This is a genomic window from Parasedimentitalea huanghaiensis (assembly GCF_009753675.1).
Taxonomy (GTDB): Bacteria; Pseudomonadota; Alphaproteobacteria; order Rhodobacterales; family Rhodobacteraceae; genus Parasedimentitalea; species Parasedimentitalea huanghaiensis.
Map to the genome: position 1 here is coordinate 629,401 of NZ_WQLV01000002.1, position 14,168 is coordinate 643,568.

Annotated in this window: 12 protein-coding genes; 2 read left to right on the forward strand and 10 right to left on the reverse strand. The window is 52.5% G+C overall.

Features of this window, described 5'->3' with window-relative positions; genetic code table 11:
* Window positions 1-35: 35 nt before the first annotated feature.
* Both GO984_RS06790 and pncA read right to left on the reverse strand, forming a co-directional pair.
* Window positions 36-2,282, reverse strand: a complete 2,247-nt coding sequence (locus GO984_RS06790; RefSeq protein ID WP_157021766.1) for an ATP-binding protein — start codon at window positions 2,280-2,282, stop codon at window positions 36-38.
* Between the two features lie 65 nt (window positions 2,283-2,347).
* On the reverse strand, window positions 2,348-2,947 hold the full coding sequence (pncA, locus tag GO984_RS06795; RefSeq protein WP_167740246.1) for a bifunctional nicotinamidase/pyrazinamidase: 600 nt from the start codon (window positions 2,945-2,947) through the stop codon (window positions 2,348-2,350).
* A gap of 98 nt (window positions 2,948-3,045) precedes the next feature.
* On the opposite strand from pncA, the gene trhO reads away from it, so the two are divergent.
* On the forward strand, window positions 3,046-3,957 hold the full coding sequence (gene trhO / locus GO984_RS06800; protein WP_157021768.1) for an oxygen-dependent tRNA uridine(34) hydroxylase TrhO: 912 nt from the start codon (window positions 3,046-3,048) through the stop codon (window positions 3,955-3,957).
* 52 nt (window positions 3,958-4,009) lie between these two features.
* Here trhO and gyrB read toward each other — a convergent pair whose 3' ends face one another.
* Both gyrB and GO984_RS06810 read right to left on the reverse strand, forming a co-directional pair.
* On the reverse strand, window positions 4,010-6,427 hold the full coding sequence (gene gyrB / locus GO984_RS06805) for a DNA topoisomerase (ATP-hydrolyzing) subunit B (protein WP_157021769.1): 2,418 nt from the start codon (window positions 6,425-6,427) through the stop codon (window positions 4,010-4,012).
* 84 nt (window positions 6,428-6,511) lie between these two features.
* Entirely contained in the window at window positions 6,512-7,105 is a 594-nt protein-coding gene (locus tag GO984_RS06810; RefSeq protein ID WP_157021770.1) for an NAD(P)H-dependent oxidoreductase, read from the reverse strand.
* A gap of 86 nt (window positions 7,106-7,191) precedes the next feature.
* Here GO984_RS06810 and GO984_RS06815 point away from each other — a divergent pair, with 86 nt between their 5' ends.
* Window positions 7,192-7,788, forward strand: coding sequence for a TetR family transcriptional regulator (locus GO984_RS06815; RefSeq protein WP_167740247.1), 597 nt, complete (start codon window positions 7,192-7,194; stop codon window positions 7,786-7,788).
* On the opposite strand, the gene GO984_RS06820 is transcribed toward GO984_RS06815, so the two are convergent.
* The 6 genes from GO984_RS06820 to GO984_RS06845 all read right to left on the reverse strand — a co-directional run bounded on the left by GO984_RS06820 (window position 7,785) and on the right by GO984_RS06845 (window position 14,132).
* Window positions 7,785-8,405 (reverse strand): LysE family translocator, encoded by a 621-nt coding sequence (locus GO984_RS06820; RefSeq protein ID WP_157021771.1) that lies wholly within the window; start codon window positions 8,403-8,405, stop codon window positions 7,785-7,787. The two genes, GO984_RS06815 and GO984_RS06820, sit on opposite strands and share 4 nt — an antisense overlap.
* Window positions 8,402-9,499 (reverse strand): DNA replication/repair protein RecF, encoded by a 1,098-nt coding sequence (gene recF / locus GO984_RS06825; RefSeq protein ID WP_157021772.1) that lies wholly within the window; start codon window positions 9,497-9,499, stop codon window positions 8,402-8,404. The genes GO984_RS06820 and recF overlap by 4 nt, the downstream gene beginning before the upstream one ends.
* 60 nt (window positions 9,500-9,559) lie before the next feature.
* Window positions 9,560-10,678, reverse strand: coding sequence for a DNA polymerase III subunit beta (gene dnaN, locus GO984_RS06830; protein ID WP_157021773.1), 1,119 nt, complete (start codon window positions 10,676-10,678; stop codon window positions 9,560-9,562).
* Between the two features lie 206 nt (window positions 10,679-10,884).
* Window positions 10,885-12,312, reverse strand: coding sequence for a chromosomal replication initiator protein DnaA (gene dnaA / locus GO984_RS06835; RefSeq protein ID WP_157021774.1), 1,428 nt, complete (start codon window positions 12,310-12,312; stop codon window positions 10,885-10,887).
* A gap of 557 nt (window positions 12,313-12,869) precedes the next feature.
* The gene (rpsT, locus tag GO984_RS06840) at window positions 12,870-13,133 is read right to left on the reverse strand and encodes a 30S ribosomal protein S20 (RefSeq protein WP_138160972.1); all 264 of its coding nucleotides are present in this window, start codon (window positions 13,131-13,133) and stop codon (window positions 12,870-12,872) included.
* A 222-nt stretch (window positions 13,134-13,355) separates the two neighbouring features.
* Window positions 13,356-14,132, reverse strand: a complete 777-nt coding sequence (locus GO984_RS06845) for an enoyl-CoA hydratase (RefSeq protein ID WP_157021876.1) — start codon at window positions 14,130-14,132, stop codon at window positions 13,356-13,358.
* Window positions 14,133-14,168 lie beyond the last annotated feature (36 nt).

Below are 14,168 nucleotides of genomic sequence, written 5' to 3' on the forward strand. Positions count from 1 at the left end.
TTTGATAGGACAGCACCGCGCCGGGAGCAAGAGAATCAGCTACCTGTCAGAACCTGGTCGCTATTGTCGTGACGCCGAAGCACTGCCAGAACCTCGCTGCGGTTCAATGGCTTGCGCAGAAACTCATCCATCCCCGCCTGCAAGCAGGCCGTACGATCACTATCAAACGCATTCGCGGTCAATGCCACAATGACAGGCTGTTCCTTGCCATTCCCGCGAATAGCTAAAGTTGCATCTATCCCGTTCATCAGCGGCATAGACATATCCATAAAGACCAGATCCGGCTTCATCGTCTCAACCATTGCAACAGCATCTTTGCCGTTGTGAGCGAACTCCAACTCAACTGGTACATCACGCAAAAACTTGCGCATTACCAGCCTGTTCACTTTGTTGTCTTCTGCAACTAAAATCCGCATTCCGGCGCGGGGGAGAGCTATTGGCATTTCGGTTTCAGCTGGAACTTTTTGGGGAATTTTTTGTTCCTGCACTGTCCCCAGCTCAAGAGTTACAAAAAAACTGGACCCCTTACCCTGTTTGGAACTGACGGTGATTTCCCCGCCCATTGCGTTGGCCAACTTGCGAGAAATAGTCAGTCCAAGGCCTGTACCGCCAAACCGACGGGTGGTGGCAGATTCAGCTTGGGAGAATCGTTCAAACACGTGGTCAAGCTTGTCTGCTGGAATACCAATGCCTGTGTCTTTTACCGCGAACACTAGCAGTAGGCCATTCCGGTCTTCCTTGACGCTCAGTGTCACCCGGACCTCGCCGAGTTCAGTAAACTTTATAGCGTTACCGACAAGGTTCAGCAAAATCTGGCGAATTCTGACGTCATCCCCATGAACCAACTGTGGGACCTCACCCAGTATATCTAAGACGAGTAGGATATCTTTTTGCCGGGCTTGAACCTGTAAAAGATGAAGCGTCTCCTCGAAACATGTGCGGATGTCGAAATCAACAAGTGAGAAGGACACTTTATCAGCGTCCAGCTTTGACAGATCCAGCACGTCATTGATCAAGGCGAGCAGCGTCCGAGATGAACTCAGGATTGTATCGGTGTACAACCGCTGATCGGTGTCCAGTGTTGTACTTTCAAGCAATTGGGCCATGCCGATCACACCATTCATAGGGGTGCGGATTTCATGGCTCATCGTTGCGAGGAATTCAGTTTTGGTCCGCTCTCCTTCTTCAGCAGAACGGCGAGCGTCTTCCAGTTCTTGTGCATGTTCACGCGCTTTGGTGATGTCACGCTCAATCACAACAACGGTGCCAACTTCACCGTTTATGCCACGAACCGGAACCTGGCTTGTCTCTAGCCAAATGTATTGGCCATCCTTACGCTGGACGTAGATTTCTGTCCGACAAGCGACACCTTTGATACGGTCTTCCAAAAGTTTTTTGGCCGTCTCGGGGTCCGTTGTCATGCTGTTAAACAGATCGCGTGGGCGGCGTCCTACTGCTTCAGAGAAGCTATATCCAGTTATCCGGGTGAAGGCATCATTGGCCCAGGTAATGTGCTCATCCACCCCCATCAAGAACACACTATCATTGGCGTGTTCTGCCACCATGGCCAACCTTTGGGCTTGTTGCTGCTGTTCTAACAGCAGTGCGTTGTTCACTTCCAATTGTTGCCGTTGATCAACTTGTGCAAGCACATGATCCTTATTTCGACCAAAGCTCATTGAGACAAAGTTCATAAACCACATCAACGAGGAATACAGCATGATCAGCCCGGCTAGATCCATCCGGACTTCGTGTGCTGCATGTTGATTGGTCCAGAATTGCACACCGATCATAGCCAAGGGAACCAGACCATAGATTGACAGCTTGGCTACCGCTGCATAGCGGTGGAATGGCAAAACAAGCCCGGCATTGATCGCAGCACTCGTCAGTACTCCAATAGCAAACAGAGGCTCTCCGTGATCAGGACGCAAAGCCCAAGTCAGCCCTGCACAGATCGCAATTGGCATCGCCTGCAGTAGTGCAGTCAGTACACTAACAAACTTCAACCAGTGCAATGATCGCCCTTGCTGAAGCATCTTGGGTGCTTGGCGAAGGAAGAGACAATCAACAATTTCTCCAAGTATGATGAATGAAACTGACAATAGGCCTGCCCCGAGCGGCACCAGCCCCAACAAGAGTAATCCTGCCGCCAGGATGAAAGCCAAACGAGCAAAAAAATACTTCACCCGCCCCTTGGCGTAGCGAAGGAATAGTCCCTCAGGACTATAGATCTGGCTATAGTCAGCCAGATTTCCAGATGAGGTTGCCCCCGTTTTGGTCATCGTCTTGCCTTGGATTTTTGCCACTACACCCCATTGCTAGACTAACGATCTTAACAATTGGAGACTCAAAGCTGACCTATAATAATCCCAGCATTTTGCATTTTTTCTAATGCCGCTTTCAACGATCCCTCCATATCGATGGCACGGCAGGCGTCCAACTCAACCTTAACGGAAAACCCCAAGCGCACTGCATCAAGCGCTGAGAATGCAACGCAGAAATCTGTTGCCAGACCAACAAGAGTTAGATCCTTGATATTTCGCTCTTTCAGATATCCAAACAACCCGGTGGGAGTGGATTGGTCGTTCTCAAAAAACGCAGAATAGCTATCAATCTGGGGGCGAAACCCTTTGCGTATAATCAAGTCAGCATCGGTTCGTAAGTCGGCATGAAACGCTGCCCCGTTTGTCCCCTGAACACAATGATCAGGCCATAGAACCTGAACCCCATATGGCATGGGGGTGGTGTCAAACGGTGATTTGTCCGAATGTGAGGACGCGAAAGACGAATGCCCCTGGGGGTGCCAATCCTGAGTGAGAATCACCGTCTCATAGTGCGCCATCATCTGGTTGATCACGGGTACGATTGCGTCGCCACCTGGTACAGCCAAGGCACCACCAGGGCAAAAGTCGTTCTGAACATCGACAACGAGTAAGGCTTTGGTCACTTGAATCTCCCGCTTTATCTGCACAGGCCTAGGCAATGACTCCCCTCAGGTCAACGTGGGCCTTGATCCCAGGGATGCCGAGGACTAACTGCTGAACCATGTATGTTATTTGCGCCCTATACCACTTCGCCCACGTTCCCGACCCAGCTGCCGTCAAACCGGCGTTGCTGGAGCTTTGCTTGACCCAAAAGGTCAAAGGATCATTGTTGCTGGCCCACGAAGGCATTAACGGCACAATTGCCGGTTCGCGTTCAGGGATCGATTCGGTTCTTAATCACATCCGCTCCCTGCCCGGTTTTTCTGATCTTGAGTGGAAGGAAGCCCAAGACGACGAGCCTCCATTTGGTAAAATGAGGGTTCGGCTTAAAAAAGAGATCGTCACTATGGGGCAACCTAATGTCGATCCTAAAGCCCATGTTGGTCATTACGTCGAACCGCAAGACTGGAATGATCTAATACAGGCCGAAGACGTAGTTGTGATCGACACGCGCAACGATTACGAGGTGGGTATCGGAACCTTTGAGGGTGCAATTGACCCTAAAACTGAGAGTTTTCGCGATTTTCCCGCTTGGTGGGCCAACAATAAGGATCGGTTTCACAACAAACGTGTAGCCATGTTCTGTACCGGTGGTATCCGCTGTGAGAAATCGACCAACTACTTGATCAGCGAAGGCATCGAGGATGTCTATCACCTGAAAGGCGGCATCCTGCGCTACCTCGAAGAAGTGCCCGTTGAAGACAGCACCTGGCAAGGAGACTGTTATGTTTTTGACAACCGCGTATCGGTGGGGCATGGCCTGAAAGTCGGGCCTCACAAGTTGTGCCACGGTTGCCGCCGACCAATCCTACCCGAGGACACCAAGCATCCTGGGTTTGAGTATGGTGTGTCCTGCCATCAATGTTTTGATGAAACCTCAGATTCCGACAAAATGAGATTTCGCGAACGCCAGAAGCAAATGCAGTTGGCCCGTGAGCGCAACGAAAATCACCTTGGCAGCATACAGCTGTAATAGGAAAGGCCACCCAAAATGGGTGGCCTTGTTCATAGCGATTAAGCCTAAATCAGAAGTCCAGATTTTCTACACTCAGCGCGTTTTTCTGAATGAATTCCCGACGTGGTTCAACAACATCGCCCATCAATTTGGTAAACAGGTCATCGGCTTCGACTAGATCATCCACACGAACTTGCAACAAGGTGCGCGCATCCGGATCCAGGGTGGTTTCCCACAGCTGGTCAGGGTTCATTTCCCCCAAGCCCTTGTAGCGTTGCAGCGACAGACCTTTTTCACCCTCGTCCAGGATCGCTTTGAGCAATCCCAATGGACCATGGATCGCCTGATTGCGATCACGGCGTATCAAAGTGGCTGAGGTGGAATAAACCTCCTGCAAGCTTTGAGTGAAACTGCCGGCTTTGCGTGCCTCGCCCGAGCGAAGCATTGGGCCATCCAATGTACGCACCTCTTCAACACCGCGAAGGATACGGGCAAGACGGATCCCATGATCCTGCGTGATGCGCCCTTGCCAACCTTGTTCGTATTCTAATGCGATCTGGTTCAGTCGTGTCGCAACCTTGTCAGCCACGCCCTGCAAATCAGTGTCCACAGCACCCGGTACAAAGCCACCAGCCACTGCTGCCTGCTCCAGAATATGGCGCGGGTAATGGGTTGGAAATGCATCCAAAACCCGCTTCAGCTTGCGTGCCTCGTCAACGACGCGGGTCAGATCCTGACCGGCAAGTTCTTCACCGGTCCCCAGCCGTAGCACGGCGCCTTCGACACCCTGATTGACCAGATAGTTATCCATTTCCGCCTGATCTTTCAGGTATCTTTCGGACTTGCCACGGCTGACTTTATACAGGGGCGGTTGGGCGATATAGAGATAACCGCCCTCGATCAATTCAGGCATCTGCCGGAAGAAGAAGGTCAGCAACAGGGTACGGATGTGTGCACCGTCAACGTCCGCGTCGGTCATGATGACGATCTTGTGGTACCGTAGTTTGTCGATATTGAACTCATCACGGCCAATGCCGGTACCCAGCGCCATCACCAGGTTGCCGATCTCCTGGCTGCCCAGCATCCGGTCAAACCGGGCCCGCTCAACGTTTAGGATCTTACCCTTCAGCGGCAAAATCGCCTGTGTCTGGCGGTCACGGCCTGTCTGCGCCGATCCCCCGGCCGAGTCACCCTCCACCAGGAAGACTTCGGTTTTGGATGGGTCTTTCTCGGAACAGTCTTTCAGTTTTCCAGCCAGAAAGTTCACATCCATCGCCGTTTTACGACGAGTCAGTTCACGGGCCTTGCGGGCGGCTTCACGAGCATGAGCAGCCTCAATGATCTTACCGACGATCTGCTTCGCCACATTGGGGTTTTCTTCAAACCACTCGGCAAGCTTTTCGTTCATCATACCCTCAACCGCCGGGCGCACCTCGGAGCTGACGAGTTTATCTTTGGTCTGCGAGGAGAATTTCGGATCCGGCACTTTCACCGACAATACGCAGGTTAAACCTTCGCGCGCATCATCCCCGGTAAAGCTGACCTTTTCCCGCTTTGCAATGCCGCTGGACTGGGCATAGTTGTTGATGGTTCGCGTCAAGGCTCCGCGAAATCCGGCTACGTGAGCCCCTCCATCGCGTTGCGGAATGTTGTTGGTAAAAGGCAGCACCGTTTCGTGGTAGCTATCGTTCCACCACATCGCGACCTCAACACCAATGTCGTCGCGTTCACCCTTTATATAGATCGGCGCTTCCATGACGGAAGTTTTGTGACGGTCCAGGTATTTGACGAACTCGTTGACGCCCCCGTCGTAGTACAGTTCGGATTCCAGCCGCTCAGCCGGACGTTCATCAATCAAAATGATCTTCACACCCGAGTTCAGGAACGCCAGTTCGCGAAGGCGTTTTTCCAGCGTTTCAAACGAGTATTCCAGATTACTAAACGTATCGGTCGAGGCCATGAACCGAACCTCGGTACCGGTTTCATCGCCACATTCACCAACAACTTTTAGATGCTCAGCAGTATCACCGCGCTCAAACCGTGCGACATGTTCTTTGCCATTGCGCCAGATCCGCAGTTCCAACCAATCAGACAGTGCATTCACCACCGACACACCCACACCATGCAAGCCGCCGGAGACCTTGTACGAGTTGCTGTCGAATTTGCCGCCAGCGTGCAGCTGGGTCATGATGACCTCGGCCGCTGACACGCCTTCTTCGGCGTGGATATCTACCGGAATTCCGCGACCGTTATCAAAGACCGAAACCGAACTGTCAGCGTGGATTTTGACCCGCACGTGATCCGCATGATTGGCCAGCGCCTCGTCGATACCATTATCGACCACCTCATAAACCATATGGTGCAGACCCGAGCCATCATCCGTGTCACCGATGTACATACCTGGCCGTTTTCGGACCGCTTCCAAACCCTTGAGAACCTTAATTGAATCCGCGCCGTATTCTGCGGGGGCTTGCTCGGTTCCGGACATTCGCGACTTCCTTTTACTCTTTGTGAATTTATACGGAATTCAGGGGGGATTGTCACGCATATACCCCCCTTTTTATGCCCGCGGTCAGGTCGCCTTAGCGCCTAAAATCTCTACCTTGCTCAACCAGGTTTTTACCGTTGTCTCAACAGCATCAGTGGCTGGCGCAAATGTTGTGAATTTGGTTGGCTTGATCCCAACAAATCCCATGATCTGACGGCTGATGAACTTCTTCACTGCATTGCCATAGAATAGGCGCAAGAAAATTGATGGAGTGTCGGACGTCAGCAAAACTCTTGCGGTTTTGCCCTTCAGCATTGGATAAGGCAGCCCCATAAAGTTCACCTTTCGGGTATCAAAAGCCCGCCCTGGCAACAGCGCCCGGTCAAACAATCCCTTTAACTTAGCCGGGATTGCCCCCCACCAAAGCGGAGTCGCCAGCACAACATGTTCAGCCCATTCCAGATCTGACAAAAACGCGTCCAACACAGGTTCAAGCGGTTTGGAATCCTGGTAACCGCTTTGGCCATAATCTTGATCAAAAGACATCTCTGACAGATCATGGTACCGCACCGCATGGCCTTGTGCTTTGGCGGCACCTATATAGGCTTGGCACAAAGATTTCGACAACGATGTAGCACCGGGATGTCCGTTAAGAACAATGATTTTACGAGTTGGCATGGCGAGCTCCTGAACTAAATTGACCTTGGTCACATTTAGATGCAAATTAAATTGACCGTGGTCAATATATCTGAGGTAACGTTTCCGTGAAAACACGCGCACCGCAAAAAAGACGTCTGCAAACTCGCGCACGACTACTGAGCGAAGCTGAGAAAATAGTCACAACTCAGGGCTACTCCGCATTGCGGGTCGAAGATGTTGTGGCGCAAGCAGGTGTCGCCAAAGGTACCCTGTTTTCACATTTCAAAGACAAAGACGGACTGTTGGCTGTGCTAATTGGTGCACGGGTGATGGAAGACCTTGAGCAGATGGAAGCCTTGCCAACACCTAGATCTGTTGATGACCTTATTCAAAAACTGGAACCCTGCTTGAGCTTTGTTGCACAGGATCGGGTAATTTTTGACGTTCTACTTCGTTACTCCGGATCAACGGGTTCCGAAGTCAACGAAGTGGTTACAGAAAGTTTTGTACGCCAGATCACCCTTTTTGCGCGCTGGCTGGGGCAGATGCAGAAGGTCCAGAAAATCCGCAGTGATGCCCCTGCAGAAGTCTTGGCGGAGGGCATTCAGGCATTTCTGAATCACGTACTAGCCCTGTGGTTTTGCGCAGAACACGCCAATGATGACAGCCCAGCAAAAGCATTGACCCCGCTCCTACAAGTCTGGTTGAAGCCCCTTGACTAAAGAAGTGGGATTGCCAACCCCACACAGATCAACAAGACGGCCGACACCAAATTTATCTGGCGTAGAACTGCTGGATTTGTAATCACACCGCGCAGATAGTGGATCGAGCCCGCCATCGCCAAATTTCCCAATAGGGGGACAAGAAACGATAAGGCAACAATCGCTACTACGTCCCACTTGCTCAGCTGTGACAGGTCAAAAAATCCAGGTAATAGCCCCATGTAGAACAAAACCGCTTTGGGATTACTCAGAATTACGGCAACCCCTGCCAAGAAGCCTGCCCATGTACCTGGCCGGGTCAACGCACGGTTTTCTTGCACGCCATCGCCAGCGTGACGGATCAACATCACCCCCAAGACAATGAACATCAGGCTGGCAACCCAGCGCAGCAAGCCTAGTAGGCCCTCCACCTCGGATACCAGCCATGACATCCCAACCACTGCGGTCAGTGGCCACAGAATATCACCGCAAGCCACGCCAAGGGCCAGAGGCCACGCAGCACGGAATCCACCCGACACCGATCGCGCTATTACTGCAAGCCAGACCGGCCCCGGCGTCAGAAACAACACAAACAGCGCGCCAGCATAAAGCGCCAAATCGCCGATAGACACACTCATGACTGGCGAACCTGTGACAACCCATCGGCCTCGGTCACCTGTAACACCTGTGCTCTTGCTCCCAACGCGGCAAACAACTCAGGTCCCGTACCTGTCATCCAGGCCTGCACACCAAGACTGCAAATCTCATCATATAACGCAGCACATCGGTTGGCATCCAAATGGGCTGACACTTCGTCAAGCAGCAACATGGGTGGTGCACCTTCCCGTTGCGCTAACGCACGAGCATTGGCCAAGATTAGTGAGACCAGCAGTGCCTTTTGCTCGCCTGTCGAGCAATCCTTGGCGGCGACACCCTTGGCAGCATAGGTGCCAATCAGATCGCTGCGATGTGGCCCAATCAAGCTCCGGCCAGCTGCCAAATCGCGAAAACGGCTTTCGGCTAATGCATCCCGCAAGTCGCTCTCACCTATGGGCATCGTCCCTTCGCTCTGAACCAAGTCCAGTTCAGCAGTTGGAAAGGAAGTTTCGGACTCGGCCTGGGCTAGGCGTAAAAAATCCAAAGTTTGCAACCGCACCTGATGCACTCGATGACCCGCTGCGGCCATCTGTGTTTCCAGCACGCGGTACCAGGCCGGATCTCGCACCTGCTCCTTCAACAGCCTGTTACGCTCACGCATCGATTTTTCGTAGGTCAATGCTGCTTCGGCATGAGTTGGGTCAAAACTAAGTGCCATCCGGTCTAAAAACCGGCGCCGACCTTCAGCCGCCTCGATCCATAACCGGTCCATCGCTGGCACCAGCCAAACCACGCGACAGATTTTTCCCAGCGCAATCTGATTTGCAGCCTTGCCGTCAATTCGTATTTGCCGCGCAGCACCAGCCTCGGACCAGATATCGATTTCATAAATCTGACTGGGCGATTGCAGTTGTCCGGTCAGCTTCCAACCCAATTGCTCGTCACGGCGGGCCATGTCAGCTGCCCCTGCGCGGCGCAAGCCACGGCCTGGCGAAAACAGCGATACGGCCTCCAGAATGTTGGTTTTTCCAACTCCATTGGCGCCATGGATGGCCACGGGTCGGCCATCCAGTTCTAGCTCCGCCCTCTTGTGCGAGCGAAAATGCGAAAGGGTCAACGCGGTCAGAGCGAGCATCGCCCGGCCTCATTTCTTCTGGTTAAAAAAACCTTTACCAGCGTCACCGACGACAGGCGATTAAACCCGCATCGGCATGACAACATAGACTGCGCTCTGGTCACTGCCTTCACGCATCAAGGTCGGATCCCCGGACGAGTTGAACATGAAGACTGCATTTTCACGATCTACCTGGTTGGCAATTTCCAACAGGTACTTGGCATTGAACCCGATCTCGAGCCGTTCATCGCTATAAGCAACGGCCAGCTCTTCTTCAGCCGCACCACTATCGGGCGCATTGACTGACAAAACCAGCCTGTCTTCGTCCAATTGCAACTTTACGGCGCGTGAGCGTTCTGACGACACTGTTGCGACGCGATCTACAGCCTGCGCAAACTCTTTGGCATCCACTTCCAGACGACGGGTGTTGCCCTGCGGAATAACGCGCGTGTAGTCGGGGAAAGTACCATCGATCACTTTTGACGTCAGGGTGATATCTGGCGTGGCAAATCGCACCTTTGTCTCACTGACCGAAACGGCGATTTCCATTTCGTCATCGTCCAGCAACTTGCGCAATTCACCGACAGTTTTGCGTGGGACAATAACCCCTGGCATATCAGCGGCCCCTGCGGGAAGGTCAGCGTCGATGCGAGCCAGGCGGTGACCATCGGTGGCCACACAGCGTAACGCCTTGCCCTCATCACCATCAGCCACATGCATGTAGACACCATTCAGGTAATAGCGGGTCTCTTCTGTGGAGATGGCAAACTTCGACTTGTCGAAAAGACGTCGCAGCATACCAGCCGGAGAGGAAAAATTTGATTGATATTCAGATGAGGCCATCACCGGGAAATCTTCGCGCGGCAAGGTCGCAAGCGAGAAATTGGAGCGTCCAGCTTCAACAGTTAGGCGCCCAGTTGCCGCATCAGCGGTCAGCGACACCAGCGCCCCGTCCGGCAGCTTGCGAACGATCTCGTGCAGCGTGGTCGCAGCAACCGTAGTGGCGCCAGCCCGTTCGACTTGCGCAATGGCCTTATCAACCACTTCGATATCCAAATCGGTGGCACGAAACTGAACGTGCTCACCCTCGGCCTCGATCAAAACATTTGCGAGGATCGGAATAGTGTTGCGGCGTTCCACAACAGATTGGGCTTGAGACACCGCCTTAAGCAGGGTGCCACGTTCGATACTTATCTTCATTCCCTCAATCCTCTGCGAATGGCCGGGAAGGGCAAAATAACGTTTTACCCAAGCGGCACAAGGCTTTTCATGGATTTGTTCAGGGGAATGCTCCTGCCGTCAAGAGGCCCCGGGATACATCTGCCCCATTGCTTAACAACCGTTGCGTTCTGACACAGAAAAAGGGCCCCGGATTACATCCGAGGCCCTCAAATCAAACAGGTATCTCACGCTTCCAGAGCGCGGCGCAGCATTTCGACGTCTTCGGCAATTTGCCCGTCGGTCTGCTTCAGCTCTTCGATCCGCTTAACCCCGTGCATCACGGTAGTATGGTCGCGACCACCAAACCGGCGGCCAATTTCTGGCAGAGACCGGCTGGTCAGTCGTTTGGACAGATACATAGCCACCTGCCGCGGCCGCGCAAAAGAGCGCAACCGTTTCGGGCCGATGATATCTGACATCCGGATATTGTAATAATCGGATACCTTGCGTTGAATTTCCTCGACCGTGATCTTGCGTTCCGAAGCGCGCAGAACATCCGCCAAGCAGTCCTGTGTCAGCTCCATGTCAATCTCACGCCCAACCAACGAGGCAAAGGCGAATAACCGGGTCAAAGCGCCCTCAAGCACGCGGACGTTGGTTGAAATACGGTGTGCCAGAAATTCCAAAACACCATCAGCAATCTGGAGCCCGGGATAGGTGGTGCCATACTGTTTGACCTTGGTCTGAAGGATACCAAGACGCAGTTCATAATCAGTGGGATGAAGGTCAACAACCAGGCCACATTGCAGTCGTGACTTAACGCGGTCTTCCAGATCTTTGATCTCACCCGGGGCGCGGTCCGCGGAAATGATGATCTGTTTATTCTGATCTACCAGAGCGTTAAAGGTGTGGAAAAACTCTTCCTGAGTTGAGCCTTTGCCGGCGATGAATTGCACATCATCAACCATCAACACGTCAACAGACCGGAACAGATGTTTGAAATCCATCATCCGACGTTCACGCAATGCCTGCACAAACCGATACATGAATTGTTCAGCTGAAAGGTACAGCACATTCAAGTCTGGGTTCCGCGCGGTCAGCTCCCAAGCAATTGCGTGCATCAGGTGTGTTTTACCCAAACCAACACCACCATACAGTACCAGTGGGTTAAAGGTGACGGGTCCACCTTCACCGACTCGACGTGCCGCCGCATGGGCCAGCTCGTTTGGTTTACCAACTACAAAACTGTCAAACGTGAACCGTGGATCAAGAGGTGCGGCCTGCAGCGATCCCATCGTGTTCTGCCCAGTCGTGTTCGACGCAGCAGTCGAAGTTGGTGATGTAGCGGTGTCGGCACCTTCATTTAGATCGGTCAGCTCCACAAACGGCTCCTCGGCACGCTCAGGTGCGCGGGCCGGACGGACTGGTGAGTTGGCTGCAACTTTAAACGACAAGCGCTGGACAGGCTCACCTGACAGGGTGAACTCATGCAAGATAAGATCTGCAAAATTCTGGCTAACATAATTGCCCATAAAATTGGTAGGCACATGGAACACCGCCACGCCGCCCTCTAACTCGTCAAATTCAAGTGGTTCAATCCACGTTGTGTAGTTGTTTTGTCCAACTGTCTTGAGCAACCGTTGCCTCAGTTGGCTCCATTTTTCTTGTGTCATTCCGCGCCTCATACGTCCCGTTTTTGGTGGCCTAAACTGGCCATGCACTCACCCTCACAATCGCATCAAACGCCAATGGCCAGGCACAACCATACCGCGTGCTGACCATCCCAAGTCGGCCAACACTATCCCAAACAAGGGATAGGCTCACTAAACGTTCGCATAGTAAAAAATATCCATGTTGCCACATGGACTTAGTCAACATTACACAATGCGACTGGGCTGCTGTTCGGAAACGCCCGAAGCAGTTTCATTCAATCCACGCAACAAACACACGTTGCATTTCTGAACTTTCAGTCACGAAAAGATTCCCGATGCCCATCAGGAATTTCGCGAGCAGCCTAGTCCCCCCAGCGAATGAATCGCTGTATCATTGGTAGCAAAATCGAGGGTCGTCCATCAACGAAACTCTGATGTTGACTCGGGGATTGTGGATAAAGAATCTCTCCCACCCGCTATGGATGCAAAAAAGCGTGTCAAAAAAGCAAAGGGCGCTGAAAATTTCAGCGCCCTTCACGGTAATTTCACTTTGGCCTAACGACCATAAAAGAAAAGAATCAGCTAAGTGCTTTAACGCGTGCTGCCAGGCGTGACACTTTACGTGATGCTGTGTTTTTGTGGTAAACACCTTTGGTAACGCCGCGCATCAGTTCAGGCTGAGCAGCGCGCAGGGCAGCGATTGCGTCGTCCTTGTTGCCGCTCTCCAGAGCTTCTTCGACTTTACGTAGGTATGTACGGATGCGCGAACGACGGGCTTTGTTTACAGCAAAGCGCTTCTCGTTCTGACGGGCGCGCTTTTTTGCTTGTGGTGTATTTGCCATGGTATTGGACCTTACTCTCGGGTTTATTTCTCTGACGCGCAATGTCAGCCAACCCGGATTGATCCACCGGTGTGATTCTAGCCAAGCGGGCTGCACGCGCATTTATTCTGGCGTCATCTACCCAGAAACGACCATGTTGGCAAGGTGAGTCTTTGCCCCTTGCAGAAAATGAAAAAGCAGGCCGTCAGACCTGCTCATTACTCAATCATCTGGACAAACTGCTTACTTGTCCCGGAACTGTGCCTCGCGCTTCTCCAAGAATGCAGCCATGCCCTCTTTTTGATCTTCGGTCGCAAACATCGAATGAAACACCCGGCGTTCGAACAACATACCTTCGCTTAATGTCAATTCGTAGCTGCGATTCACCGCTTCTTTAGCAGCCGCAGCTGTCAGCAGCGACTTCTCAGCGATTTTTTGTGCAGCCCCCATGGCTTCTTCAATCAGCTTCTTGGCTGGCACAACACGTGACACCAACCCAGAGCGCTCTGCTTCTTCTGCGCCCATGAAACGCCCAGTCAAATTCATATCCATCGATTTGGATTTTCCAACAAACCGGGTCAACCGTTGGCTGCCACCCATACCCGCGATGACACCCAGGTTGATTTCTGGCTGGCCAAATTTGGCAGTGTCCGCTGCTATGATAAAGTCGCACATCATCGCGACTTCGCATCCACCGCCCAGCGCATAACCACTCACTGCTGCAATGATTGGTTTACGGATCGCCGCAATCCGGTTGTTGATGTCAGCGAACAAGTTGCTGGTGAACACATCAACAAAGCTCATCTCCGACATCTCTTTGATGTCGGCACCAGCTGCGAATGCTTTCTCGGATCCGGTAAGCACGATGCATCGCACCTTGTCATTGGCATCCGCCTCTTCCAAGGCTGAACCCAATTCCTGCAACAGCAGCGTATTGAGCGCATTCAACGCGTCAGGCCGGTTCAGCTTGATAAGGGCAACGTGGTCCTGCACTTCGACGTTGATCGTCTCAAAGGCCATACTGTGAACTTTCATTATTCCGTTAAGAACAATTTC

Bases quoted from the DNA above. Each gene is read 5' to 3' on its own strand.
- GO984_RS06790 (WP_157021766.1), bottom strand. From the start codon at position 2,282: ATGACCAAAACGGGGGCAACCTCATCTGGAAATCTGGCTGACTATAGC.
- trhO (WP_157021768.1), top strand. From the start codon at position 3,046: ATGTATGTTATTTGCGCCCTATACCACTTCGCCCACGTTCCCGACCCA.
- gyrB (WP_157021769.1), bottom strand. From the start codon at position 6,427: ATGTCCGGAACCGAGCAAGCCCCCGCAGAATACGGCGCGGATTCAATT.
- GO984_RS06810 (WP_157021770.1), bottom strand. From the start codon at position 7,105: ATGCCAACTCGTAAAATCATTGTTCTTAACGGACATCCCGGTGCTACA.
- GO984_RS06820 (WP_157021771.1), bottom strand. From the start codon at position 8,405: ATGAGTGTGTCTATCGGCGATTTGGCGCTTTATGCTGGCGCGCTGTTT.
- recF (WP_157021772.1), bottom strand. From the start codon at position 9,499: ATGCTCGCTCTGACCGCGTTGACCCTTTCGCATTTTCGCTCGCACAAG.
- dnaN (WP_157021773.1), bottom strand. From the start codon at position 10,678: ATGAAGATAAGTATCGAACGTGGCACCCTGCTTAAGGCGGTGTCTCAA.
- dnaA (WP_157021774.1), bottom strand. From the start codon at position 12,312: ATGACACAAGAAAAATGGAGCCAACTGAGGCAACGGTTGCTCAAGACA.
- rpsT (WP_138160972.1), bottom strand. From the start codon at position 13,133: ATGGCAAATACACCACAAGCAAAAAAGCGCGCCCGTCAGAACGAGAAG.
- GO984_RS06845 (WP_157021876.1), bottom strand. From the start codon at position 14,132: ATGGCCTTTGAGACGATCAACGTCGAAGTGCAGGACCACGTTGCCCTT.